Genomic DNA, 26,463 nt, shown 5'->3' with positions numbered 1-26,463 from the left:
GACCTCAATTGAGGTCTTTTTTATTTTAGATTTTTTTATCTTCAATATTTAATGCACTAATTGCCAATACAGCCTGTGTACGATTTTGTACGCCTAGTTTTCTAAAAATAGCGGTTACGTGCGCTTTGATAGTAGCCTCTGAAACATCGAGTTCATAAGCGATTTGTTTATTTAATAAACCTTCTGCAACCATCATCAAAACTCGGAATTGCTGAGGCGTTAACGACTGAATACGTTCAGCTAAAGCAGTTTCATCTGCCGCTCTCGGGTCAAGATTAATATTCGATGGCAAGTTTGGCGGCAACCAGATTTCCCCATCTAACACTTGACGGATTGCTTCGCCAATATGACTTGGATGAGCCGATTTAGGAATATAACCCATTGCACCATGCGCAATTGCACGTTGAATAATTGACGCTTCTTCGTGTGCAGAAACCACAATAATAGGAATAGATGGATATTGTGCTCTTACATAGACCAGAGCCGAAAAGCCTGAAGCACCCGGTAAGTTTAAATCGAGTAATACCAGATCAGGTTCTGCCCCATTTTCCAAACGCTCATAAAACTCATCAACCGAAGCTGTTTCATGAATTTGTGCCTGCGGCAGGCTATAACGTACTGCTTGAATCAAAGCATGACGAAACAAAGGATGATCATCAACGATTAAAATATTCATAAGCGATTAAAGTAATCTTGAGCATAAGTATGGCCTATTGTAACCCTACTATTTAGATGAAAGATATGCTCATCTTATCCATTTTTATGCAAAATGTTGTTAAATACAGACCTTTGCTTCGATTTTCAGATGTTTTTTACCTTTTAATCAAAATTAATCTGTTTTTTATATAAGCTTTATTTTTATTCTAAAAAATATATCACCAATAATTATATAAAATAAAAACAGTTATTTAACTCACTATTAAATAATAAAAATCAACTATTCGGGTTTTATATTTAAAACTGATAAGGTTGACCAATTTCGTTATTTTACAGTTCGCCAGCATTGTTGATTAATAAGTCCAATCTTCTTTTTTAGGCTTAGGAACCAAATCATGACTGGTATCGCATCATCAAAACCCTTAAATATTGTTGCTGTTTCTGGTGGTTTGAATACGCCATCTAAAACCGAAAGTCTGGTTCAGGCCATTCTTGATGAGTTATCTGAAGCAATTGATATTAAAGTTCACTTTATTAAATTGAGTGAAATCGGGCCCTTATTAGGCGGCGCATTTTATCGCAACCAGCTTCCACAGCGCGTACAAGATGACCTTGCAGCGGTTGAAGCAGCAGATGCCTTAATTGTTGGTACGCCTGTTTACCGTGCTTCTTTTACAGGCCTTTTCAAACACTTTTTTGACTTCGTTGAACAAACTGCATTAGTAGATGTACCTGTACTTTTAGCTGCATCAGGCGGTAGTGATCGTCATGCACTCGTACTTGAGCATCAGCTTCGCCCATTGTTTAGCTTCTTTCAGGCGCAAACTTTACCAATTGGCGTATACGCAACAGATCGCGACTTTACTCCTGAATATACGGTGAAAAGTGAACAGTTATCTGACCGTATTACGCTAGCCGTAGCGCGTGCATTGCCAATTTTAGAATGGGCGCCAGCGAAAGGTAAACGTGCTGAAGTGGTTAAACCTAAATCTCAGCAAGCGAATCAAGAGCTCGGTATTAACAAGCAAATTGAGCAAGAAGAAGTATTGCCTTCAGCAGCTGTACCAAATCTCGATGCAGCAGAATCTCGTTTGCATCATAAGTCCGGTAAATCATTAACGCATGTTGCCTAAGCGCAATATAGCTAAATAAAAATAACGAATGGGGAGAGAGCACCATGACGCAATTACAACAACCAATTAAATTTGCTTATTGGGTACCAAATGTAAGTGGTGGCCTTGTCGTAAGTAACATCGAACAGCGTACAGACTGGAGTTATGACTACAATGTTCGACTTGCACAGGCAGCCGAAAACAATGGTTTTGAATATGCGCTCACCCAAATTCGTTTTACGGCGGGCTATGGGGCAGAAAACCAGCATGAGTCTGTGAGTTTCAGTCATGCATTACTTGCAAAAACTGAGAAACTTAAAGTGATTGCGGCTATTCTGCCCGGCCCCTGGAAACCGGCACTTGCAGCTAAACAACTCGCGACGATAGATTATCTAACTCAAGGTCGTATTGCCATTAATGTGGTAAGTGGCTGGTTCAGAGGTGAGTTTGATGCTATTGGCGAAGAATGGCCTGAGCATGATGAGCGTTATGTTCGCTCTGAAGAGTTTATTCGCACGCTAAAAGGAATCTGGACCACAGATAACTATAGTTTCGATGGTAAGTATTACCAATTCCAGAACTACACACTTAAGCCAAAACCTCTGCAAAAACCACATATTGAAGTCTTTCAGGGCGGCAGTTCACGTGCAGCAAGAGATATGGCGTCTCGTGTATCCGACTGGTATTTCACCAATGGTAATACTGTAGAAGAAATTCAAAAACAAGTCGAAGATATTCGTACCAAAGCAAAAGCCAATAATCACCATGTCAAAATTGGGGTAAATGCGTTCATTATTGCCAGAGATACGGAAGAAGAAGCTAAAGCAGTACTTCAAGAAATTATTGATAAAGCCAATACTGAAGCAGTCAATGCATTTGGCGATGCAACTCGTGAAGCGGGTGCGGCTTCACCAGAACAAGAAGGCAACTGGGCAAAATCAACTTTTGAAGATTTAGTTCAATATAACGATGGCTTTAAAACCAATTTAATTGGTACACCTCAGCAAATTGCAGAGCGTATTGTGGCGCTTAAAAATGTAGGTGTCGATTTGGTTCTTTCCGGTTTCTTACACTTTATTGAAGAGGTGGAATATTTCGGAGAAAAAGTTCTGCCGCTCGTTCGTCAGTTAGAACTTCAACAGGAAAAGGAGGTAGAAATCCCAGCTAAATCAGCCTAAAAAACTCCAGTTAAACAGCGCAAGATAATAAAAACAACAAATTAAAATAAAGTTTTATTGGCTCCAAGACTCGGCTTGGAGCTTTTATTTTTTAAGATTTCTCAACTTCTCGAACAACAGTTTCAACTGAATAGCGGCACCATTTTGAAAGAACCTCAATAAATTCATTTAATGCTGCAGGTTCAAAATGACTAACAATCATATAACAGGCATTCCCCATAACCTTAAAGCATTCATCAATCTGTTCGTATTGCTTGACCAAATTTTCAATTTCTTCAAAAGCGCGTTGTTCATTTAAATGTAAATGAATAAATTGTTTATGTATGTATTGCACGGCAATGGTGTAGTTTTTAATAACTCCTGCATCCATCAACTGGGCTATTCGAGCACCTACAGCCTGCCCCGTTCGATGGACACGCTGACCAATTTCTTTATTTGTTAAACGGGAATCTTGCTTGAGTAATGCAATAATTTTTAGATCAATCGGGTCTAATTCAATATTCATTTTTCATGGCGAAAGAAAACTTGCGATAATGCTTTCATTTGACTATAGCCGATTTTTCAAGCAGAGAATAATCTTGTTTTATCTCATATCAACAAGAGTGTTTTCATGAAACAAGCACTGTTAGTTATCGATGTACAAAATGATTATTTTAAAAATGGCAAAATGGAATTGGTTGGACCAGATCAAGCGCTCGATAAAATAAAACAGCTCGAGCAATATTTTAATGAAAAAGATTTACCGATTATTTATGTGCAACATATTAACCCGCCACAAGCCAGTTTTTTTCAAGAAAATACAGATGGGGTTTTACTTCATCCCGAACTGCATGTTCATAATGATTCATTGGTTGTAACTAAGCATTATCCCAATAGTTTTTTAGAAACTAATTTAGAAGAACTTTTAAAAGCGCACCAAATTGATCAACTCGTGATTACAGGCATGATGACACATATGTGTATTGATTCAGGGACACGTGCAGCCAAAGAGCTTGGCTATCAACCTATCTTAATTGCAGATGCCACCGCAACACGTGATTTAAGCTATGCTGGAAAGACCGTAAAAGCTGAAGACGTGCAAATAGCTTTTTTAACTGCGCTTAGTACATTTGCAAATGTACAAAATACGACTGACTTTCTAGCAAGCTCTTAATGGTGCTTAATAAAAAAGCCCCCTTAGGGGCTTTTTTAGAGATTATTTTTGTCTATCGGGATAAACCGTTGCAATTAACTGCTCTACTACAGCAGGTTCAGCTAAGGTTGAGGTATCGCCCAAACTATCAAGCTCGTTTGCCGCAATTTTTCTTAAAATACGGCGCATGATTTTGCCAGAGCGCGTTTTAGGTAATGCTGGCGCCCAATGCAATGCATCTGGTGAAGCTACTGGCCCGAGTACTTTACGTACCCAGTTAATTAACTCTTTACGCAGCTCTTCCGATTCTGGAACACCCGCCTGTAAGGTCACGAAAGTACAAATACCTTGTCCTTTAATATCATGCGGCATACCTACCACGGCTGCTTCTGCTACTGATTCATGTGAAACAAGAGCACTTTCAATTTCAGCCGTACCTAGACGGTGGCCTGAAACGTTTAAGACATCGTCAACACGACCTGTAATCCAGTAATAACCATCTTCATCACGGCGGGCGCCATCACCTGTAAAATAAGTATTTTTGAAGGTTGAGAAATACGCCTCAATAAAGCGGTCTGGGTCCCCCCAAATAGTACGCATCTGGCCTGGCCATGAATCTTTAATCACAAGGTTACCTTCAGCTGCACCTTCTAACTCGTTACCTTCACCATCTACAATGGCTGGTTGAATACCAAATAAAGGACGCGTTGCCGAACCTGGTTTTAAAGCTGTTGCACCCGGTAATGGCGCAATCAAAATACCACCTGTCTCAGTTTGCCACCATGTATCAACAATCGGGCAACGGCCTTCGCCAACAACATTGTAGTACCAGTTCCAAGCCTCTGGGTTAATAGGTTCACCAACCGAACCAAGTAAACGTAAACTGCTACGATTACTTTCACGTACATACGAATCACCTTCTCGCATCATGGCACGAATCGCAGTTGGCGCTGTATACAAGATAGAAACTTTATGTTTATCGACCACATGACCAAGACGTGCCCATGTTGGATATTGAGGTACACCTTCGAACATTAAGGTGGTCGTACCATTTGCCAACGGACCATAAATCAGATAACTATGCCCTGTAATCCAACCAATATCGGCTGTACACCAATACACATCGTCTTGTTTTAAATCGAAGACTTCTTTGAAAGTACTGGTTACATAGACCAGATAACCGCCTGTGGTATGCAACACACCTTTGGGTTTACCTGTTGAGCCTGAGGTATAAAGAATAAATAAAGGGTCTTCTGCCTTCATTGGTTCTGGAGGACAGTCAGCATCCACCTCCATAATAATAAGGTGATACCACAAATCACGGCCTGGCTTCATTTCGATTGGGTTTGCATTACGGTAAACCACAATCACATTTTCAACACATTCGGTACCCGGCAATGCTAAAGCCAAATCGACATTTTCTTTAAGTGGTAACAGCTTACCGGCACGTAGGCTTGAGTCTGCGGTAATTACAAGTTTAGCTTGGCTGTCTTCAATACGGCTTGCCAAAGAGTCTGGCGAGAAGCCACCAAATACCACACAGTGAACTGCACCAATACGGGCACAGGCTAACATGGCAATTGCAGCCTCAGTCACCATTGGCATATACAGCACAACGCGGTCACCTTTACCAATGCCATATTTCTTCAAAACGTTGGCAAAGCGGCAGACTTCATCGTGTAATTCTTTATAAGAAACGATTTTATGACGAGAAGGATGGTCACCTTCCCAAATAATGGCAGGTTTATGTGGATGTTCTTTAAGATGCCTGTCCAAACAGTTTGCTGAAACGTTCAACTCACCATCAGCAAACCACTCAATTTTGAAATTGTCTTTGTCAAAACTGGTATTTTTAACTTGGGTAAATGGCTTTATCCAATCGACAATTTTAGCTTGCTCTGCCCAGAATTCATCTGGGTTCTCGATAGAGTGTTGATAACGTTTAAAGTAGTCTGCTTCAACAGTACGAGCTGTTTTTTTAAATTCCTCTGGTACTGGATAGATCTCATTCATACGCAACTTCCTTGATCTTGTGCATCCCATCTCGAGACTGTGGCTATTATTTTACTGGATCTTATTTGTTTGCCTTTTCAGTATGATGACTCTTTCAAAGCCTAGACAATGCGACTTTGGTCATATATTAATCACTTACTCAAGCATACGAAATTGTGAACATTTTTATAAAATTAAGTTGATTTAAAACATTTGTCTATAGCTTTTACTTTTATAATTTTTTTAAGTTTTGATGGTTTTGACCATCAACAAAGTTTATTTTAGCTTTTAGAAGCAGTGCAGGAATAAAATAAGATGTTTGCCGAAACTCCCTCTTCACGTCCACCTCAACTCCCGTTTAAAGACAGCCCTTTTTCAATTCATGGCCGCTTTAACCGAATGAGTTATTTGGGTGGATATGGCCTGATTTATTTAGTCACAATCGTGGGCTATTTTATACTGGCTTCGTTTCTTGGAAGTTTTCAGCTTTCAAGTGATCTTTTTAATTTTGAATTTTACAGCTCTCTCTCCGGTATAAGTGCTTTAATGGTCTGGGCTTTCTGGCTATTTCTGATCTATCTCAACATTATTCTGGTCGTTCGACGCCTACATGATTTAAATAAAAGTGGCTGGATGGGACTACTGTTATTTATTCCAGTCGTTCAGTTCTTTTTTATGCTTTATTTACTGCTTGCTTCTGGTACAGCGGGCACTAATCAATATGGTCCTGTTCGGCCTTCAACGTTTATAGAAAAACTGATGGCTTGGCTTATTTTAATCGCTATTTTAATTAGCCTTATTTCTACAGCAGGCTTTTTTTACTACTTCTCTGGTACCGATACTATTCAAACCCCGACACAAATCTTACAAAAAGGAACGGAATACTTTTAATTAAAAAACACTTTATTATTTAGATGAACTCATTATAGTAGGCGCACATTTTATCTCCTACTATGATGGAAGCTGAAAAGGCTTTCTGAATTTATTCAATTAGAGACTTGTCGTGGCTGATGAACAAAAATCCTTAACGGATGTTGCAAAAAATACAGGCGAACTTTTGCAAGAAGCAGGTACTAAAACCACTCAAACAGTTTTAGCGCATACCGAGAAATACCATGATGCCTATACCACTATCGACAAAATCGTAGATAGTTTTTGGGAACGTGTACCTTATATCTGCATTGCGATTGTTGTTTTTCTTATTTTTTGGCTACTGACCAAATTATTTAAGTTCTTTGTTCGTAAGACTTTAGAAAATCGCTCTTATACTCGTCAAAATCTAGTTTTAGTTTTAAACCGTGTCGGTAGTACAGCGATCTTATTCTTTGGTTTCTTAATAGCCCTTGTCATTATGATTCCAGGGTTCACACCAGGCCAGCTTATGAGTGCGCTAGGTATCGGTTCGGTCGCCATTGGTTTTGCATTTAAAGATATTTTCCAAAACCTACTTTCAGGTATTTTGATTTTATTGAGCGAGCCATTCCGTATTGGCGATTCAATTGTGGTGAATTCACTTGAAGGAACTGTAGAAGACATCCAGATCCGTGCAACCTTCCTACGCTCACCGGATGGTCGCCGTATTGTTATTCCAAATGCAACGGTTTATACAAGTGCCTTAACTGTTAATACTGCTTATCAACAACGACGCTGTGAGTTCGTAGTCGGAATTGGCTATGATGATGATGAGCAAAAAGCAAAACAGATTATTTTAGATATTCTCAACAATGACCGAAATGTACTGAGTCAGCCTGCGTTTTCGGTTAACGTCACAGCTTTAGCAGATTTCTCGGTTAACCTGACTGTACGCTGGTGGGTTGATACCACTGAAACTGATATCTCTTCATCTATTAGTAATATTCAAGCTCAAGTAAAACAAGCTTTCAATGAAAATGATATTGATATTCCTTACCCAATTCAGGAATTAAAAATGGTATCTAATCCACCAGCTTTAAACCCTGAAACATCAGCTAAACAAACGACCTAAAATATAAGAAATAGACGTTTCGGTTCTTAAAATACGGTTGCCTAAGCTCATAGCTTGGCAGCCGTTTTTTATGAGCAAATCTACTTCGTAAGGAATAAATCCCCCTTCCGGCCCGACCACTACACTACAAGCATGGCTAATATTAATTGGCATACGCTGCTCAGCATAAGGATGAGCCACATAGGCAGGTGTTTCCTGCGTAATTAAACTTGGCAAGACGTCTTCAACGAAAGGTTTAAAGCGTTTATAGAGTTGAATTTCAGGAACAATTGTATCGCCTGCTTGCTCAAGTCCCAGCGTAACGTAGTTGTCTATTTGCTGTAAAAAAGGAGTTTGCCAATAGCTTTTATCAACACGATAACTATGAATCAAGCTTATCTTTTCAACCCCTAAAGTCACACTGTCCATAATTAGACGGCGTAAAACTTTAGGTCTTGGTAAAGCTACAATTAAATGAACCGGAAGTTTTGCTGGTAGTAATTCTTCACGAATAGGCCGTATACGGACTTCATGCTCATTCATCGAAACAATTTCAGTGATATAACGGGCGCCGTTTCGAATACCAACTTTCAGGTTCTGGCCGACTGTAATCTCAAGATGTTCACGCAAATGCTGTAATTGACGTTTTGAATGGATAGACCATGTATCCGATTGAACATCTTCAGACTCTAGTAAAACAATATTCATGATTTTTCGGCCAGATAGCGATTAATCACCCCGATATGTTTTTGTAAGGAACCTTGATTACGTTGCAACACTTTATGCGCCTGTACCACTAACTGTTCAGTCGCCTCAGGTTCTGCCAGACATGCTAACCAGATATCAACGACCTGCTGTGCATCTTGAGCAATAAGCACAGCGTTTTCATCAATGAACTCATCGACAATCGTTTGAAAGTTAAAATAACGCGGTCCAACTACAGTAGGTACATTTAAAACCATAGGTTCTAAAATATTATGCCCACCACCCGGCTCATTTAAAGAACCGCCTACAAAACACACCCGACTTAAGGCATACCATAACCAGAGCTCACCCATACTGTCAGCGAGATAAACTTGCGTGCTGGCATGAATACTTTGGCCCATACTTCTACGATGCGTAATTAAATTTAAATTTTGGCAAATTTCAAATACTTCATCGAAACGCTCAGGATGACGAGGCACCACAATACACACCAACTCACGATCTGAATTTAAATAAGGTGCGAGTGCTTCCAAAATTTGTTGTTCTTCGGGTGCATGTGTACTGGCAATCGTCACAACCTGCCGATTTTCCAGATACCATTGCTGATGCAATTGGGCAGCTTGTTTAATAAAAGCCTCTGGCGCATGAATATCAAACTTAATATTACCAACGACCTGACTTTTGTGTTCGTCTAAACCAAGCTCAACATAACGCTGACGAGTTGCACTATCTTGCGCTAACACCCAGTCCAGCTGTTTTAACATACCTGCGGTTAAACCCGAGACTTTACCATACCCCTTTGCAGATTTTTCTGACAACCGAGCATTAAGCAGCAAACAAGGTACATGCTGTAATTTGGCTTGATCGATTAAATTTGGCCAGAGTTCAGTTTCAACCAGTGCTAAAAGCTTTGGCTGATATAACTCAAAAAATTTTTTTAAAAGAGGCTTCTGGTCTACAGGCAAATAAACGGCTTGAAATAAATCTAAATATGGTTCTTTTAGAAAAAGTGACTTGGCACGAGCCTGACCTGTTTTCGTGGTATTGGTCACTAAGACTGGCTGCCCAAGTTTTAGGTAATATTCAATTAAGGGCTGTGCAGCATTGGTTTCCCCGACTGAAACAGCATGAAACCAGATCGCTTTTACATTCTTCGGTGCTTCAAACGGCCCAAATCTTTCCAGACATTCCTGCTGATATAATTCTAGACTTTCTGCACGTCTTTTTATCCGCCAACGATAAAACGATTTTAATAAATGAAGTGCGGTGTTGTACCAAAATGGGGTCGCCAAGCGGTTTGCCTCAAATAGTCAAAATTCAAAAACTGCGGAAAATATAACATAGATAAAAAAAATGGCAGAGTTTCGATACCTAAACTCTACCATATACAAGAAAAGTTATTTACTGAACTCACAAAAGAGCAAGTTCAGTATATAGTAAATTTAAATAATATTATGAACTTATGAAGCTTCTAAAGCCGGATAGTCTGTATATCCTTCAGCGCCTTTAGCATATAAAGTCGTTGGTTGAAGTTCATTTAATGGTAAGCCTTGTTCTAAACGCTGTAAAAGATCTGGATTAGCGATATATGCTTTACCAAAAGATACAGCATCTGCTTGACCTTCACGCAAGATACGTTTTGCTGACTCTGGTGTCAGATTTTCATTGGCAATCCATACACCATTAAATTTTTTACGTAATTGTGGGCTAATACTATCAGCTGCTTCATATTCACGAGAGAAAATGAAAGCCACATTACGTTGGCTGAGTTGTTCAACCACATAACCAAATGTTGCTAGCGGGTTTTCATCACCCATATCATGCGAGTCGCCACGCGGTGCAATATGCACACCTACTCGGCCAGCGCCCCACACTTCAATAAAGGCATCAACTACTTCTAATAACAAGCGAGCGCGGTTTTCAACCGGACCACCATACTCATCATCACGCTGGTTAGTATTACTTTGAAGGAACTGGTCAATTAAATAACCATTTGCTGCATGTAGCTCAACGCCATCAAAACCTGCTGCTTTAGCCAATTCAGCTGAATGCTTATATTGAGCAACAATTTCCTGAATTTCTTCAATTGAAAGCGCACGTGGCGTTACATATGGACGTTTAGGGCGTAATAAACTTACTTCACCCGCAGGTTGAATCGCACTCGGTGCAACAGGAATATCGCCATCTAAAAGCTCTGGATGTGAAATACGACCCACATGCCACAGTTGAACTACAATTTTTGAACCTTGAGCATGAACTGCTTCAATAATCTTATTCCATGCTTGTGCTTGCTCTTGTGACCATAGTCCCGGAGTATCTGCATAACCTACGGTTTTTGAACCAATCACTGTTGCTTCAGTGAGAATGAGACCAGCATTTGCACGTTGCTGATAATATTCCACCATTAAATCGTTTGGAACACGGCTTTCGCCACTACGCGCACGTGTTAATGGGGCCATTACCAGTCGATTTTTAATTTCAAAATCACCAACTGTTAAGGGAGTATTGAGTTCAGCCATGATCGCCTCGACTTACACTTTATTTGTTTTAAAGTGTTTGTTTTAAATGTTCGATATATTGCTGAATCAAAGCTTCGTTACGTGAAAAATAAGACCATTGTCCATATTTTTGGACCTGAATGAGACCCGCCTGCTGTAATACAGACAAATGATTGGACATCGTAGACTGAGCTACTTTACCCAAACGTTCAATATGACCTGCGCAAACCCCTTTTTCAAAACTACCACCACACTCTTCTACCGGTAAATAATGCTCCGGTTCTTTTAACCATTGCAGAATCTGCCGACGCAGAGGATTGGCTAGGGCTTTGCTAATTGCATCAATATCCATAGGCTCAACACGTCTTGTAAACGAACAAAGCTTTGTTCAGCATTTCGGAAACATAATATCGTATTTTGACGATATTCATATCTATTTTTTTCGATATTCATATCGTATTTTTCCGATTAACTTCCAAACACTGAACTGCTTTGCCGTTTTAATCGCTAAAAATTTAAGAGTTATAGAGAATTAAAAGTTCAAAAGACTCTTATAACCCCTGTTTTAAACTCGCTTCAATAAAACGATCAAGGTCACCATCAAGAACCGCACCAGTATTTGAATTTTCAACACCCGTACGTAAATCCTTGATTCGAGAGTCATCAAGTACATAAGAACGAATTTGGCTACCCCAACCAATATCAGACTTCGAGTCTTCAAGTGCTTGAGCGGCTTCATTACGTTTTTGCATTTCTAATTCATACAATTTTGCACGTAACTGTTTCCATGCATGATCACGGTTCGCATGCTGTGAACGCTGGTTCTGACATGCCACTACAATACCAGTCGGAATATGCGTCAAACGTACTGCCGAATCGGTTTTGTTAATGTGCTGACCACCTGCACCAGATGCACGGTAAGTATCAGTACGAACATCTGAAGGATTAATATCAATTTCGATATTGTCATCAACTTCTGGAGAAATAAATACCGCAGAGAAAGAAGTATGACGACGGTTACCACTGTCAAATGGTGATTTACGTACTAAACGATGTACACCAGATTCTGTACGTAACCAACCATACGCATATTCACCTTCAACACGAATTGTTGCAGATTTGATACCTGCGACGTCACCGTCAGAGACTTCCATAAGTTCTGCTTTAAAACCATGACGTTCAATCCAGCGCATATACATACGTAATAGCATTGAAGCCCAATCTTGTGCTTCTGTACCACCTGAACCCGCCTGAATCTCGACATAGCAAGGATTCGGGTCCATTGGATTGCTAAACATACGGCGGAATTCAAGTTTTGCTAATTCTTCTTCAGCAGTACTCAGTTCAGACTGAACATCTTCAAGCAAGCTTTCATCATCAGCTTCTACAGCCAAATCCAACATTGCTTTTGCATCTTCAAGCTGTGTAGATAAGCCATCTAATACATTAATAACGTTTTCTAGTTCGCCCTTTTCTTTCGCCATTGCCTGAGCACGGTTTTGATCATTCCAGATCGCAGGGTCTTCTAACTCACGTAAAACTTCTTCTAAACGTTCTTTTTTTAGATCGTAGTCAAAGATACCCCCGTAGTGTTTGGCTACGATCAGTTAAGTCTTTCAATTGGTTTAGATAAGGATTAATTTCCACGCGAGTGTTCCCATAAAAGCAGATAAACAGTCGAATATTTTATCATAGCTACGGTTATCTTCGAACCTGCTTTAATCGCTAACTCTTATTTCATTGAATAAGTTTGCTAATTTTCTTTCAGTAGATTTTAAGCTTAACTCGTAACATCCCCATACAAAATTGGGTACTTTTCCAGCATTTTTAAGTTTCTACACAAAATCTCCTCATTTTTAATAAAATAAAACATTGTTTTTTTATTATTTAAAATCAATATATTAAATTAAATATAGTTACATAAAAAGCACATGGTTACAGTCCAGTTACTTGGACAAGATTGACGGTGAATGATTTTGCTCTAGACTGAAAGTTGTAACAAAACATTTATAAAATCGTTTTTAGAGGGGAGAGATTCCATGAAAAAACTAGCAATTGCATCAGCTCTTTTATCTGCTCTTGCAGTAAGTGGCGCAGCAAACGCTTACCAAGCTGAAGTTGGTGGTTCTTACAATTATCTTGATCCAGATAACGGCAGCAGCGTAAGCAAATTCGGTGTTGATGGGACTTATTATTTCAACCCTGTTCAAACACGTAATGCACCGCTTGCAGAAGCAGCATTCTTAAACCGTGCAAGTAACGTTAACGCACATGTTAACTATGGCGATAACAGCGGCACAAAAGACACTCAATATGGCGTAGGCGTTGAGTACTTCGTTCCTAACTCTGACTTTTACCTTAGCGGTGATGTAGGCAGAAACGAACGTGAAATCGACAACACTAATATCGACAGTAAAGTGACTACTTATGCTGCAGAAGTAGGTTATTTACCAGCTCCTGGTTTATTACTTGCTCTAGGTGTTAAAGGTTACGACGAGAAAGACGGTAAAGACGGTGCAGATCCTACCGTTCGTGCTAAGTATGTAACCCAAGTTGGTCAACATGACGTAAACCTTGAAGCTTATGGTGCGTTTGGTGACCTTGACGAATATAAAGTTCGTGGTGACTACTACATGGATAAAACTTTAAGTTTAGGTGTGGACTACTACAACAACGACTTAACTGATAAAGATGAATTTGGTATCAATGCTAAAAAATTCTTAAATCAGCAAGTAAGTGTTGAAGGTCGTGTTGGATTCGGTGATAACGACAACACTTATGGTGTTCGTGCAGCATACCGCTTCTAATCTAACCTAGATTAAAAAAATCCGCTCAATTGAGCGGATTTTTTTATTGATTTAAATGCACAATGCGTAGCTGTAAGCTCACATTACCATTAAAGACATTACGGTCTATTTCATAAACCAAATGCACATGGTCACGCATCGGATCAAACTCGAAGCGACCTGCCGCATTAAAAGCAATAGCATCGAAACTATATTGGTCTATCGCTAATCTAAGCTTTAAATGTGTCTCTTTGAGCCAACGAAAATCGATAACTTTAAAATGTCCTTCAAATTGAGGCAGTGGAAATTTTTGTCCCCACGGACCTAATTGCTCAATCCAGTTTAAGGTATCTAATTGCAAAGCAGAGACAGGTAGCTCACCATCGGTCCATAATGTCGCTTGAAAGATTGATTCATCCATAGCAGCTACACAATCATTAAATACGGTTTTAAAAGCTTCAAAGTTTTCTTTACGAATCGTTAAGCCTGCCGCTGCCGCATGTCCACCAAAATGACTCACCAGCTCAGGATGTTGTTCGGCAACTTGTTCAATGGTATCTCGAATATGCACCCCATCAATGGAACGTGCTGAGCCTTTAATATGAATACCATCTTCATCTGGAGCAAACACAATCGTTGGGCGATGAAACTGTTCTTTTAAACGTCCCGCGACAATCCCGATTACACCTTGGTGCCAGTTTTCTTCAAACAGAACAAGCGCCGCCGGAATATCTTGTTGTGAGAGTTGTAAACTGTCTAAAGCAGATAAAGCTTGTTGCTTCATCTCTCCTTCAATTTGACGGCGATCGATATTTAACTGATTTAATTGCTGAGCAATGGGGTATGCAGTTTCCATTGTCTCGGCCAATAGACACTCGATCCCAATACGCATACTCTCCATACGTCCAGCAGCATTAATGCGCGGTCCAAGCACAAAACCTAAATCTTGGGCACGTATTGAAGTAGCTTCCCGACCAGCAATATCGAGTAAGGCTAAGATTCCCACTCGACACTGATGTTGCTGAATACGTTTTACACCTGCATCGACCAAAATACGGTTGTTATAATCTAGGACAGCAACATCAGCATAAGTTCCTAAAGCGACTAAATCTAAATATTGAGTCACTTTACTTGTGCTTTTGCCTTGTCTATTGCGTAGGCTCGCCAAATTGGCAAGTACATAAAAAGCGACGCCCACACCTGCCAGTGCTTTACTTGGAAACTCACAGCCTAATTGATTTGGATTAACCACTGCTTCTGCAAGTGGTGTTTCTTTAGTCGTTAAGTGATGATCAGTAATAATCACTTGCATGCCTAGAGCATGTGCTGCATCAACACCAGCATGACTAGAAATACCATTATCTACCGTAATTAATAGATCGGGTTGATAGGTGTGATGAGCAAGCTCAGCAATGGCAGGAGTAAGTCCATAACCGTATTTAAAACGATCCGGTACCAAATAGTCGACTTGTGCTCCCATATCGCGAAGCACGAGCATCATTAAAGCAGTGCTGGTTGCGCCATCAGCATCATAGTCCCCCACAATAACTATTTTTTTCTGCTCATCGATGGCTTGATCCATTAATGCTACAGCAGCGTCCAACCCTTTGAGTTCAGGGGCCAATAAATTCTTAAGCTTTAACTCTAGTTCTTGCTCGGATTGTACGCCCCGTCTTGCCAAAATTTCGGCAATAAACGGAGGCACGCCCTGAAACTGTTCAGGGCGTGTCAATAAAGGTCTTTGTTTAATTTGTATTTTTGTCATTTAAGGCATCAGTCGGTGCAACGTCCATTGACCGTCGATTTTTTCATAACTCAAGCGGTCATGTAAACGATTTGGTCGCCCTTGCCAGAACTCATAATAATCCGGCTGTAGACGATATCCGCCCCAGAACTCCGGCTTATCGAGTACTTCACGGCTTTGAACTTGTTGTTGCAAGTCTTGAAAACGCTGTTGTAACAATTCGCGACTTTCAATTTTGCCACTTTGAGGAGTACTGATATGAGCTGCAATCTGGCTATCACGTGGACGTTTATGATAGTAGTCTGTAGATTCCTGTTCAGGAATTTTTACAACATGCCCACCTACTCGTACCTGACGCTCTAGACTTGGCCAATAAAATAACAATTCAGCATATGGATTTTCTGCCAAATCTATACCTTTTTGACTGTCATAGTTGGTATAGAAATCATAACCTGCTTCTGTCGCACCGCGTAACAACACAGTTCTGACATGCGGACGACCACTAGCACTCGCAGTTGCTAATGACATTGCATACGGTTCATGCAAGTTAGCTGCTAAAGCATGATTAAACCAACCTAGAAATTGCTCGTGGGGATTGCTAGCAACTTGAGTCTCGTACAACTCACCTTGTTCATAGCTTAAGCGCAATTCACTTAAGTCTTTAATGACATCACTCATGCCATACACCTTATGCGACTTGTGCCTGTGAACGAACTGCATTTGCTAAATGTTCAGCTAAAGTTTTCACTTCTTGCTCGTTATCACCTTCAACCATGACACGAATGACTGGCTCAGTTCCAGACTTACGAATTAAAATACGTCCACGTCCTTTGAGCTGCTCTTCAGCTTTATTGAACTCAGCAACTAATGCAGGAATAGAATATGGATCAAGCATTTGTTCCAAACGTACATTTACAAGAACTTGTGGGTACAATTTAAAGTCGTGAACCAATTCGTGCAGCGCTTTGTTCTGCTCAACCATCACGGTTAACACTTGTAATGCTGCAATAATCGCATCACCTGTTGTGCTCTTGTCTAAAGTCAGAATATGACCAGAAGGCTCACCACCTGTTACCCATCCGTTTTCTTCTAGGGCTTGTAACACATAACGGTCACCGACTTTTGCACGGACAAAGCCAACATTTGCTTTTTCAAGTGCCACTTCAAGTGCCATGTTACTCATTAACGTACCAACAACACCTGCTGGCTTGTTTTTTGCCTGAGTCGCTAAAATATATAAGATGTGGTCACCGTCAATTAAGTTACCGAACTTATCAACCATCACTACACGGTCAGCATCACCATCAAAGGCAATACCTAAGTCAGCCCCATGTTCCACAACCGCTTTTTGTAAGCTCTCTGGATGAGTTGAACCACAGTTTTCATTAATATTTAAACCATCTGGCTCATTGTATAAAGCGACAACTTTAGCGCCGAGTTCACGGAAAACTGAAGGGCCAACGCTGTAAGCAGCGCCGTGAGCACAATCCACAACAATTTTTAAATTATTTAAATCAAAATGATATGGGAATGTAGATTTACAAAATTCGATATAACGACCATTTGCATCGGTCACACGAACACTTTTACCTAAGTTTGCAGTGTCTTCGATAAATAAATCTTTTTCTAATTCTTTATTAATTTCTTCCTGCAATGAATCTGGTAATTTTTTACCTTCACTTGAGAAGAACTTAATCCCGTTATCAAAATATGGGTTATGTGATGCAGAAATAACAATCCCTGCATGTGCATGTAAGGCACGGGTAAGATGTGCAATAGCTGGTGTCGGTAATGGTCCAAGTAAGTGAACATATACACCAGCAGCATTTAATCCCGCCTGCAAAGCAGACTCTAAAATATAACCGGATAAACGAGTATCTTTTCCTAATACAACAAGTGGTTTATTTTTCGGACTCGTTCGTTTTAATACCTTCCCTGCAGCAAAACCGAGTTTTAAAGCAAACTCTGGCGTAATCGGCATTTGCCCAAATTTTCCACGAATACCATCCGTTCCAAAATAACTCATAGCTTATCTCATTTTTACGCCACTTCAGCCGTGGCTCATTTCATATATGGCTATTCCGCCATATCTCTTTTCATCGGATTTACTTTACACCAAAAACAAAAAGCCGTCAGTGTACTGACGGCTTTCTTGATTGTTTTGGTTACCAAAATCTAACCAACACGATAGTTCGGAGCTTCTTTAGTAATCGTTACATCATGAACATGTGACTCAGACATGCCTGCTGAAGTAATTTTCACAAATTTCGCATTTTGGCGAAGATCTTCAATCACAGCTGAACCTGTATAACCCATCGATGAACGTAAACCACCCATCATTTGATGAACGATGTTACCCATTGGGCCTTTATATGGAACGCGGCCTTCGATTCCTTCTGGTACTAACTTCTCAGCACCCGCTTTTGAATCTTGGAAATAACGATCAGCAGAACCAGTTGCTCCCGCCATTGCACCTAATGAACCCATACCACGATATGCTTTGTAGTAACGACCTTGGAAAAACTCAACTTCGCCCGGCGCTTCTTCAGTACCTGCAAGTAATGAACCAACCATGATCGTACTTGCACCCGCACCGATCGCTTTTGCCATATCGCCAGAGAAGCGGATACCGCCATCTGCAATTAAAGGAATTTGATCTTTTAGTGCACTAGCAACGCTGTCAATTGCAGAAATTTGTGGCATACCGATACCAGCCACAATACGTGTTGTACAGATAGAACCAGGACCAATACCCACTTTTACAGCATCTGCACCTGCATCTAATAATGCTAATGCAGCATCACCAGTTGCAATGTTGCCACCAATCACTTGTACTTGAGGGAAGTTTTGTTTCACCCAACGTACACGTTCAATTACACCAGCAGAGTGGCCATGTGCTGTATCAACAACAATGACGTCAACACCAGCTTCAACCAATGCTTCCACACGACTTGGTGTATCAGCACCTGTACCTACCGCAGCACCAACACGTAAACGACCAAGATCATCTTTACAACTGTTTGGATAACTCTCAGCTTTGCGGAAGTCAGTCACTGTAATTAAGCCTTTAAGTTCGTTGCTCTCGCCAACGACCAAGACTTTTTCAATACGGTGTTTTTGCAATAATGCTTGAATATTTTCTTTAGACTCGCCTTCACGTACAGTGACTAAACGATCTTGGCCTGTCATGATGTTGCTAACAGGTTGTTCTAAATTGGTTTCAAAACGCGTATCACGGCCTGTCACAATACCAACAACCTTGCCGTCTTTAACAACAGGTACACCACTAATGTTATTAGCAGAGGTAATTGCAATCAGTTCACGTACTGTAGTTTCAGGGCTTACAGTGATAGGGTCTTTCACCATACCCGCTTCGAATTTTTTCACACGGCGTACTTCTGCAGCTTGAGCAGCAATATCCATGTTTTTGTGCAAAATCCCGATACCACCATTTTGCGCCATTGCAATCGCCATACGTGACTCAGTCACTGTATCCATTGCAGCTGAAACTAATGGGATATTTAAATAAATGCCGCGAGTTAAACGTGTCTTTAGAGAGACATCTTTTGGGAGAACAGTAGAGTAGGCAGGAAGTAATAAGACATCATCGAAGGTTAGCGCTTCTTGAACGATGGTCAGCATAACAATCTCACTGGTAAATTCCGTGAGCTATTATAAACAAATTTCGATGCAATTTTCATATTATCTTTGCCTTTTTCAGCAATAGATATTCGCCTACTCTAAATATTTCCCACTTATTATTGTGTTAGCTTATATTTAGCTCACCTGATCATAGTCGTGATCATTCTCTGAATCTGCCGGGCTAACTTGAATAAGAGGAATAAGCTGGTGCGCTAAACGAGCTTTATTACACTGCTCATCAGCAATCTGCACTTCTCTACAGGTAGAACTACGCACCGCATAGATGGAACAACCCACCTCTTTACCAATTTCACCCGTCAAAGCCTGACATCGGGGCTCAGGCTGATTAGTTCCACGCATACATGAATAGACAGGTGTCAAAGGTTCAACTAGATGTTCTTCCATTAACTCGGCCTCAGCCCAGTAAAATGAAACCCGAAAATGTGCACAACATGCCCCACAGCGTAGGCATTCATCTGGAGTCGCAACTTGAGATAACATTTTTATTCAAATTCTCGTCATCAAAAATTTTTCTGCGACGCGAAATCCTAAAAAAATTTCAAATTGGACTCAATATGTCGAATATTATTTTTTATGTTGGACAGCTAAAAATTTGTTCTGTCATTAAATCTACACCGCATGGCAATGTTTCAATCCAGTCTAAAAACTGATTAATCATCTCTTTACCAATAAATGGACTACCGTGCTGAGGGACAATCATTTCAATATCCATCTGACGGACCATGTTGACCCATAAGCGAATGACTTTATTTGAACACATATAACGTTGATGAAAAGCTTTCATTTTCATCACGTGGCTATCAAAATCTTTTAGAGGCTGACTTGCATCATCTACAATAGATGCTCCCATATCGCCCGAAAATAAAATTTTAGCAACGGGATCATAAAACTGAAAATTACCCACCGAATGTAGAAAATGCGCTGGAACGATTACAAGTTTCGATTCACCTAATTGAATCACTTGACCACGATCGGGCAGCTCAATCAGACGGTCTTCCCAATTCCCTTTCATACGCTCACTCATAAATGATGAATTTAAGTGAGGTAAAAAACGTGCCCATAATTTTGAGGCCACCACTTTAGCATCGGTATAAACCAACCAGCGGGGCATTGAAGTGATAATGTCTGGATCCTGATGCGAAGCCATCACATAATCAAGATTTTTAAGGCGCGTATATTTATTAAGTTCCATTGTCAGCGGAACATAGGTCAAATCACCACCCGGGTCGATCACGGCAGCACGCTCATGATCAATAATTAAAAATTGATTGGCTTGTATACCTTCCCCTTTGACCAAACTGGTAAAACTAATACATTTGTGTACGCCATTATCAAATAATATCTGTGATGTTGTTTTTTCAAACCCCATAAAATTCCCCAAAAAAAACTTTAAATATTAGATATTTTTATTTCCATAATAAAATAATGGGATTCAATAACTCATGCAATGAATTACTCTATTTTTCTCATAATATTTTAAAATTGATTTTGCTTTTCTTATTTTATAAATGAATCATAATGTTATTTAAAATTAAACTGCAATAAATTAAAATAATTCTCATTATCAAATTTACTTTTTGTGCTGTTTAGGCCTCCCATGACTCACCGCTTTACTTTTTCAACTTCAAAAACTTTGTTAGCAGTTGCTATTTTTACTTCAATGACAACAAGTCATGCTGAAGAAACGGCAGAACAGCAAAATTCAACCAATGTGTTACCCACTATTTCTATTCAAGCACAAAAAGAAAACCCCACTTCTTATATCGCAACAAAAGCAAACTCAGCTTTAAAATCAGATGCATCTCTATTTAAAACTGCTCAATCAGTTTCTGTCGTCACCCGTGAACAACTTGACCAAAAACAAGCAAGAACTCTTACGGATGCGCTTGAAGGGGTCGCAGGTGTAGAAGCTGGGAAACTTGGTCGCCGCGGTTGGGACGACTTTATTATTCGAGGCCAAACTTCTTCTGATTCGGTTTATGTCGATGGTTTAAGAATTGGGCAAAGTTCTCCTACCCCTTCTGTAGCTGCTGAAATTTCGGGAATGGATCAGGTACAAATTTTAAAAGGTCCTGCTTCTATTAATTTCGGTTTAGTTGCTCCGGGTGGTATGGTCAATTTAGTGACTAAAAGACCGGAAGCAGAAAGCTTTGCACGTGCTAGCATGACTTATGGTAGTTACAGCCTTAAAGAAGGAACATTTGATTTAAACTACAGCCCAAACAATAGTGAAAAAGGTGCTTTCCGTTTAAATGGACGTATCTCTGATCAAGATGATCCGACCGATTATGTTTATTTTAAAAATTTTTATATCTCGCCTTCTTATAATTTTGACCTCGGTGATAACACTGACCTCTCTGTAATCGCAAGCTATCAACACCGTGAATATATTCGTCAGCAAGGTTTACCTGTAATTGGTACATTAAAAGACAACCCTAATGGACCTATAGATCGTAGTTTATATATTGGCGATCCTAATTTCGGTAAATATGAGGCAGATGTTTATCGCACTGGTTATACGTTTAAACATACTTTTGATAATGGCTGGAACCTTAACCAGAATTTTGCCGTACAAAAAACTGAAATGGATGGCCAAGCAGTCTTTGCTCAAACTAAAAAGTTTTGGGCTGACTCAACTTACACAACAATAAATCGAGCAAATAACAGCCGTCACCAAATTATTGATAACCTAAGTTTCGCCATTGATAACCGTTTAAATAAACAATTTGATCTATATGGCATGCAACATGACGTTAATATTGGAGTTGATGCTTTTCAGGAAAAAAGTGATTACACCAATGATAAATATAATATTGGTAATTTAAATATCTATGACCCTGTCTATGGTCAGAACGTGACATTGAAGCAAAATGTACGTGATATCAACCGTCTCAAATATCTGGGGCTTTATTTACGCGACCGTATTCAGCTTAATGATCAATTACTTTTAAGCTTATCAGGACGTCAAGATTGGGCACAAACCCAAACTACAAGTTTAGTAACTGGCAATGCGAGTAAACAATCAGATAATGCATTTACGGGCAGTGCTTCTGTCATGTATACCCTCAATGACATTGTGGCACCTTATGTGAGCTACGCTACTTCATTTACCCCAAATAGTGGTACTGATGTAAATAGCAACCCATTTAAGCCAGAAAAAGGAAAACAGGTTGAGGTCGGGATGAAATTACAAAGTCCCGATCAACGAATTCAAGGTGCTATCGCTTGGTATGATCTAAAACGTCAGAATGTTTTGGTTACTGATACTGCGAATAGTGGCTATAAAGTACAACGTGGTGAACAGTTAACTCGCGGTATTGAAACTGAACTTAGTGCAGAAATTTTAGAAGGATTAAAATTAACGGCTGCATATACCTACACAATTGATGCAGAAATTAGTAAAGATGCAAATGCAAGCAATGTAGGGAAAGCGCTCGACAATATTCCTGAACACGCTTATAGCTTGTCAGCTCGTTACAAATTTGATCCATCATCAAAACTTGGTTGGTATGTAGGTGGTGGTTTCCGAGGTGAAACTTATAAAACCGTTGATGGTTTAGATGTGCATGTTCCGGGCTATACAGTATTTGATACCGAAGCGGGTTATGATGCTGAGCGTTGGGGTGCCCAACTTGCGATTCGTAATTTATTTGATAAAGATTACTATACAGGTGCTCTCAACGAAAATTTGGTAACTCTAGGCAATCCACGCCAAATTAACTTTACTGTGAAATTTAACTATTAAAATTACCTATAAAAAAACGCACTCCATTCGAGTGCGTTTTTTTCGCAGCTTAAAATGCGTTAGAAGAAATAATGCTGTACGAGCGTAGAAACACCTACAATGAAGAAAATAGCGGCGCCAATTTTATGAATGAGCGCAATAGACAAACGTTCAGCCAACTTATTGCCAATAAATACAGCAGGTGCATTGGCAATCATCATTCCTAAAGTTGTGCCTAACATTACCCAGAAAATGCTGTCATAACGTGCAGCTAAAGCGACTGTTGCAATTTGGGTCTTATCACCAATTTCCGCCAAGAAAAACAAAATAAAAGTTGCGCCAAAAACACCAAACTTTTGCCATTTATTAATACTCGCTGTTTCATCATCAAGCTCATCCGGAATAAGCATCCAGAACGCCATACCAATGAAACCAACCGCAAGTACCCAGACTAAGATTTCAGGGCTTAAAACCGTTGTAATCCACTGCCCAAGCACAGCAGAAATACCATGGTTAATTAAAGTTGCTAAAAGAATCGCGATTAAAATAGGGATTGGCTTACGAAAACGTGCAGATAATAAAAGTGCCAACAATTGAGTTTTATCGCCCATTTCAGCGAGGGCAACAATCGAGGTAGAAATCAGAAATTCTTGCATGTCGGTTCTCTGGCTAGCATAAATGCCTATGACCTACCCCTCCTGCTAGCCAAATATCATAAAATGATTGCAGAGTGGTAAATCAAAGGTCTTGCCAACTCAGGAACGATGAGACGTTTAAGCTATGATGACCATGTTCTGTTGAACAATTATGTTGACCATCACCTATTCACATTTGCTGTGAATAGCGGCTACTCCCCAATGAAGTATGGGCTTATTATATTCGACTAAATCTATTTTTCAAATATTCAGGCAAAAAATTTTACCCATGTCCACACGAATAAACGGGCTATTCCTAACAGCACTGCAAAACAAGCACTTATACTGATAAAACCAATATAGCTGCTACTTGTTCCAGTTTGATATTCAAGGGGTAAAATCAGAGTAGCGACAAACACTTCAATCCCCATGACAACATAAGTCATCCACTCCCAAGGGAAGTGCAAAATACTGACCCATATTCCCATCAATAAAAATACAACCAACAACAAGGGCAACATAATTTTCAGAAAACCCAACATTTACTATTTCTCCTTTACGTAATAACGAGAAATGTATCCTCACTCTCGATAAGTCCTGCTTAATCTGTAGATTAACCTAAAATTAAGTCAAATAGACATTAAAACAAAACCCCGCCGAAGCGAGGTTTTAGTATGTTCTTTCAAAGCATTAGATTAATAAAGTACGAATATCTTTAAGAAGTTTCGTAAGTTTATTTGTAAAGCGCGCTGCATCCGCACCATTAATTACACGGTGGTCATAAGACAATGACAACGGCAACATTAAGCGTGGATCAAAGTCTTTACCATTCCATACAGGCTGCATCGTTGCAGGTGAAATACCCAAAATTGCAACTTGTGGCCAGTTAACTAGTGGCGTAAATGCTGTACCGCCAATTGAGCCCAAGCTTGTGATCGTGAAGTTAGCACCTTGTAAATCTTTCGGCGTTAATTTCTTATCACGCGCTTTTTTACTCAACTCACCTAATTCAACAGCAATTTGCTTAATTGATTTTTGGTCAGGATTACGTAGTACAGGCACGGTCAAACCATCTGGAGTTGCAACCGCAATACCCATATGGATTTCATTACGGAGCAATACAGATTTCTGATCATCTGCTAAGTGACCCGCAAAATAAGGCTCTTCTTTCAACAAGTGTGCTACTGCTTTTGCAATAAATGCCAAAATTGTTAGGCTCACACCTTGTTTCTTAAAGCCGTCTTTCAGCTCACCACGCCAAGCTTCTAGCTCAGTAATATCCGCAAGGTCAAACTGAGTTACTTGTGGAATGTAGTTGTTTAAAGACAACTGCGGTACAGAAACTTGCTGTAAACGCGTCATTGGTTTCACTTCACCGCCACCAAAAGCAGTAAAGTCAGGTAATGACGGCAATCCAGCCGGAGCAGCAGTAGCTTGAGCCACTGGTGCAGCTTGCGGCGCAGTTAAACGGCTCTTCACATAAGCAAAGATATCTTCTTTAACAACACGGCCATGCTCACCAGAAGTTTTAACTTGTGACAAGATCACACCAAGTTCACGAGCCAGCTTACGAACAGCAGGACCAGCATACACTTTAGCGTTTTCTGCTTCTTGCTCTTTCGTTAACTTATCAGTACCAGATGCAGGTGCCGCAGGTGCAGACTGAGTTGCAACAGGAGCGGCTGTTTTAGGTGCTGCTGCCTGTGGAGCTGGGGCTGCTTCTGCTTTTGCCGCTGGTGCAGCAGCAGGTGCTTGGCCTTCAGCTTCAATTGTTGCAAGCAATACACCTTGTGAAACTTGTTGGCCTGCTTGCAAGTGAATTGCTTTTACAACACCCGCAACGGTACTTGGGACTTCCACAGTTGCTTTATCTGACTCAACAACAACAAGGCTTTGGTCTACATCAACTTTATCACCAACTTGAACCAAGATTTCAGCAACAACAGCTTTATCTACACCCAAATCAGGAACATTGATATCAACTGAACCAGACTGAGCTGGAGCCGCTGCCACAGTTTCTTGCTTTGCAGCAACCGGTTCTGCTACCGCAGCTGGAGCTGGTGTAGTAGCAGGAGCTTCTGCTTGCGCATTAGATGCAGCTGCTGTTTTCACTTGAATAAGAACAACACCTTCTTTAACGGTATCGCCTTCTTTCACTTGAATACTTTCTACAGTACCAGCAACACTACTTGGAACTTCTACAGTTGCTTTATCCGACTCTACAACCACAATACTTTGTTCAACATCGATCTGGTCACCCACTTTAACGAGGATTTCACCAACCAATGCTTTTTCAACACCGATGTCAGGTACAGTCACTTCAACAGTTGCACTTGATGTAGCGGCAGCAGGTTGAGCTGAAGCTTGAGTTTGTTGCGCAGGTGCTGGAGCAGCTGGCTTTTCAGCCGCAGGAGCTGGTGTTGGTTCCGGTGCTGGTTGTGCCGCACCTTCTGCTTCGATCTCAATCAAAGCAACACCTTCAGTCACATCATCACCTTGATTAATCAAGATACTTTTTACGACACCTGCTGAAGTGCTAGGCACTTCAACAGTTGCTTTATCAGACTCAAGCACAACGATACTGTCGTCAACTTCAACACGGTCGCCAACTTTTACTAAAATTTCAGCGACATTTGCTTTATCTACACCAATATCAGGGATCTTAATTTGCATG

General features: G+C 40.2%; 24 protein-coding genes and 1 riboswitch. Of the genes, 7 read left to right on the top strand and 17 right to left on the bottom strand.

Features of this window, described 5'->3' with window-relative positions:
- Positions 1 to 25 precede the first annotated feature (25 nt).
- Entirely contained in the window at positions 26 to 676 is a 651-nt protein-coding gene (locus MKL62_RS16305; protein ID WP_001023261.1) for a response regulator, read from the bottom strand.
- Positions 677 to 1,052: 376 nt separating this feature from the next.
- Between MKL62_RS16305 and msuE the strand changes: the two genes are divergently transcribed.
- Positions 1,053 to 1,790 (top strand): FMN reductase, encoded by a 738-nt coding sequence (gene msuE, locus MKL62_RS16300; protein WP_000145704.1) that lies wholly within the window; start codon positions 1,053 to 1,055, stop codon positions 1,788 to 1,790.
- 44 nt (positions 1,791 to 1,834) lie between these two features.
- Positions 1,835 to 2,947, top strand: coding sequence for a dimethylsulfone monooxygenase SfnG (gene sfnG, locus MKL62_RS16295; protein WP_005127846.1), 1,113 nt, complete (start codon positions 1,835 to 1,837; stop codon positions 2,945 to 2,947).
- A gap of 91 nt (positions 2,948 to 3,038) precedes the next feature.
- On the opposite strand, the gene MKL62_RS16290 is transcribed toward sfnG, so the two are convergent.
- On the bottom strand, positions 3,039 to 3,452 hold the full coding sequence (locus tag MKL62_RS16290; RefSeq protein ID WP_005127845.1) for an Lrp/AsnC family transcriptional regulator: 414 nt from the start codon (positions 3,450 to 3,452) through the stop codon (positions 3,039 to 3,041).
- Between the two features lie 105 nt (positions 3,453 to 3,557).
- On the opposite strand from MKL62_RS16290, the gene MKL62_RS16285 reads away from it, so the two are divergent.
- Positions 3,558 to 4,100 (top strand): cysteine hydrolase family protein, encoded by a 543-nt coding sequence (locus MKL62_RS16285; RefSeq protein ID WP_002054030.1) that lies wholly within the window; start codon positions 3,558 to 3,560, stop codon positions 4,098 to 4,100.
- A gap of 42 nt (positions 4,101 to 4,142) precedes the next feature.
- On the opposite strand, the gene acs is transcribed toward MKL62_RS16285, so the two are convergent.
- Positions 4,143 to 6,092: an acetate--CoA ligase gene (acs, locus tag MKL62_RS16280; protein WP_002053963.1), complete on the bottom strand. Its 1,950-nt coding sequence runs from the start codon at positions 6,090 to 6,092 to the stop codon at positions 4,143 to 4,145.
- Positions 6,093 to 6,386: 294 nt separating this feature from the next.
- Between acs and MKL62_RS16275 the strand changes: the two genes are divergently transcribed.
- Together MKL62_RS16275 and MKL62_RS16270 are read left to right on the top strand one after the other, a co-directional pair.
- Positions 6,387 to 6,962, top strand: a complete 576-nt coding sequence (locus tag MKL62_RS16275) for a DUF805 domain-containing protein (protein WP_000457175.1) — start codon at positions 6,387 to 6,389, stop codon at positions 6,960 to 6,962.
- Positions 6,963 to 7,074: 112 nt separating this feature from the next.
- The gene (locus MKL62_RS16270) at positions 7,075 to 8,055 is read left to right on the top strand and encodes a mechanosensitive ion channel family protein (protein ID WP_000752853.1); all 981 of its coding nucleotides are present in this window, start codon (positions 7,075 to 7,077) and stop codon (positions 8,053 to 8,055) included.
- On the opposite strand, the gene MKL62_RS16265 is transcribed toward MKL62_RS16270, so the two are convergent.
- From MKL62_RS16265 to prfB, 5 genes are all read right to left on the bottom strand, one after another.
- The gene (locus tag MKL62_RS16265) at positions 8,035 to 8,742 is read right to left on the bottom strand and encodes a 16S rRNA (uracil(1498)-N(3))-methyltransferase (protein ID WP_001028417.1); all 708 of its coding nucleotides are present in this window, start codon (positions 8,740 to 8,742) and stop codon (positions 8,035 to 8,037) included. The two genes, MKL62_RS16270 and MKL62_RS16265, sit on opposite strands and share 21 nt — an antisense overlap.
- Positions 8,739 to 10,031, bottom strand: a complete 1,293-nt coding sequence (locus MKL62_RS16260) for a 3-deoxy-D-manno-octulosonic acid transferase (protein WP_030423579.1) — start codon at positions 10,029 to 10,031, stop codon at positions 8,739 to 8,741. Before MKL62_RS16260 ends, MKL62_RS16265 begins: the two co-directional genes overlap by 4 nt.
- Before the next feature lie 168 nt (positions 10,032 to 10,199).
- On the bottom strand, positions 10,200 to 11,258 hold the full coding sequence (locus MKL62_RS16255) for an alkene reductase (RefSeq protein ID WP_000819048.1): 1,059 nt from the start codon (positions 11,256 to 11,258) through the stop codon (positions 10,200 to 10,202).
- 28 nt (positions 11,259 to 11,286) lie between these two features.
- On the bottom strand, positions 11,287 to 11,589 hold the full coding sequence (locus tag MKL62_RS16250) for an ArsR/SmtB family transcription factor (protein WP_000350419.1): 303 nt from the start codon (positions 11,587 to 11,589) through the stop codon (positions 11,287 to 11,289).
- Positions 11,590 to 11,788: 199 nt separating this feature from the next.
- A protein-coding gene (gene prfB / locus MKL62_RS16245) for a peptide chain release factor 2 (RefSeq protein WP_096640204.1) occupies positions 11,789 to 12,884 on the bottom strand; the annotation gives its coding sequence in 2 pieces (ribosomal slippage) (positions 11,789 to 12,811 and positions 12,813 to 12,884; 1,095 coding nt in all).
- Positions 12,885 to 13,276: 392 nt separating this feature from the next.
- Between prfB and MKL62_RS16240 the strand changes: the two genes are divergently transcribed.
- Positions 13,277 to 14,044: a putative porin gene (locus MKL62_RS16240; RefSeq protein WP_005127842.1), complete on the top strand. Its 768-nt coding sequence runs from the start codon at positions 13,277 to 13,279 to the stop codon at positions 14,042 to 14,044.
- Between the two features lie 43 nt (positions 14,045 to 14,087).
- On the opposite strand, the gene recJ is transcribed toward MKL62_RS16240, so the two are convergent.
- From recJ to MKL62_RS16210, 6 genes are all read right to left on the bottom strand, one after another.
- Positions 14,088 to 15,788 carry a single-stranded-DNA-specific exonuclease RecJ gene (recJ, locus tag MKL62_RS16235; RefSeq protein ID WP_000161620.1) on the bottom strand — a complete coding sequence of 567 codons (1,701 nt, stop codon included), beginning with the start codon at positions 15,786 to 15,788 and terminating at the stop codon, positions 14,088 to 14,090.
- Complete coding sequence (pdxH, locus tag MKL62_RS16230) at positions 15,789 to 16,445, bottom strand: pyridoxamine 5'-phosphate oxidase (protein ID WP_001286115.1); 657 nt, start codon at positions 16,443 to 16,445, stop codon at positions 15,789 to 15,791.
- Positions 16,446 to 16,455: 10 nt separating this feature from the next.
- Positions 16,456 to 17,793, bottom strand: coding sequence for a phosphoglucosamine mutase (glmM, locus tag MKL62_RS16225; protein ID WP_030423580.1), 1,338 nt, complete (start codon positions 17,791 to 17,793; stop codon positions 16,456 to 16,458).
- Between the two features lie 149 nt (positions 17,794 to 17,942).
- Positions 17,943 to 19,409, bottom strand: coding sequence for an IMP dehydrogenase (guaB, locus tag MKL62_RS16220; protein ID WP_000956023.1), 1,467 nt, complete (start codon positions 19,407 to 19,409; stop codon positions 17,943 to 17,945).
- Positions 19,410 to 19,544: 135 nt separating this feature from the next.
- The gene (locus MKL62_RS16215; RefSeq protein ID WP_000952249.1) at positions 19,545 to 19,910 is read right to left on the bottom strand and encodes a YkgJ family cysteine cluster protein; all 366 of its coding nucleotides are present in this window, start codon (positions 19,908 to 19,910) and stop codon (positions 19,545 to 19,547) included.
- Positions 19,911 to 20,001: 91 nt separating this feature from the next.
- Complete coding sequence (locus tag MKL62_RS16210) at positions 20,002 to 20,799, bottom strand: oxygen-binding di-iron domain-containing protein (protein WP_000505322.1); 798 nt, start codon at positions 20,797 to 20,799, stop codon at positions 20,002 to 20,004.
- 228 nt (positions 20,800 to 21,027) lie between these two features.
- On the opposite strand from MKL62_RS16210, the gene MKL62_RS16205 reads away from it, so the two are divergent.
- Positions 21,028 to 23,175, top strand: coding sequence for a TonB-dependent siderophore receptor (locus MKL62_RS16205; protein ID WP_030423581.1), 2,148 nt, complete (start codon positions 21,028 to 21,030; stop codon positions 23,173 to 23,175).
- A gap of 59 nt (positions 23,176 to 23,234) precedes the next feature.
- On the opposite strand, the gene MKL62_RS16200 is transcribed toward MKL62_RS16205, so the two are convergent.
- The 3 genes from MKL62_RS16200 to MKL62_RS16190 all read right to left on the bottom strand — a co-directional run bounded on the left by MKL62_RS16200 (position 23,235) and on the right by MKL62_RS16190 (position 26,462).
- On the bottom strand, positions 23,235 to 23,810 hold the full coding sequence (locus tag MKL62_RS16200) for a TMEM165/GDT1 family protein (RefSeq protein WP_001154984.1): 576 nt from the start codon (positions 23,808 to 23,810) through the stop codon (positions 23,235 to 23,237).
- A gap of 15 nt (positions 23,811 to 23,825) precedes the next feature.
- Positions 23,826 to 24,022: riboswitch (yybP-ykoY riboswitch) on the bottom strand.
- Positions 24,023 to 24,058: 36 nt separating this feature from the next.
- Positions 24,059 to 24,331: a hypothetical protein gene (locus MKL62_RS16195; RefSeq protein ID WP_030423582.1), complete on the bottom strand. Its 273-nt coding sequence runs from the start codon at positions 24,329 to 24,331 to the stop codon at positions 24,059 to 24,061.
- A 148-nt stretch (positions 24,332 to 24,479) separates the two neighbouring features.
- The gene (locus MKL62_RS16190; RefSeq protein ID WP_004742018.1) at positions 24,480 to 26,462 is read right to left on the bottom strand and encodes a 2-oxo acid dehydrogenase subunit E2; all 1,983 of its coding nucleotides are present in this window, start codon (positions 26,460 to 26,462) and stop codon (positions 24,480 to 24,482) included.
- Position 26,463: the final 1 nt, after the last annotated feature.

Origin of the sequence: Acinetobacter sp. AOR01_HL, from assembly GCF_027855455.1 — a bacterium.
Lineage (GTDB): Bacteria > Pseudomonadota > Gammaproteobacteria > Pseudomonadales > Moraxellaceae > Acinetobacter > Acinetobacter baumannii.
The sequence above is the reverse complement of the archived record's forward strand: the minus strand, read 5'-3'. Positions and strand labels throughout refer to the sequence as shown.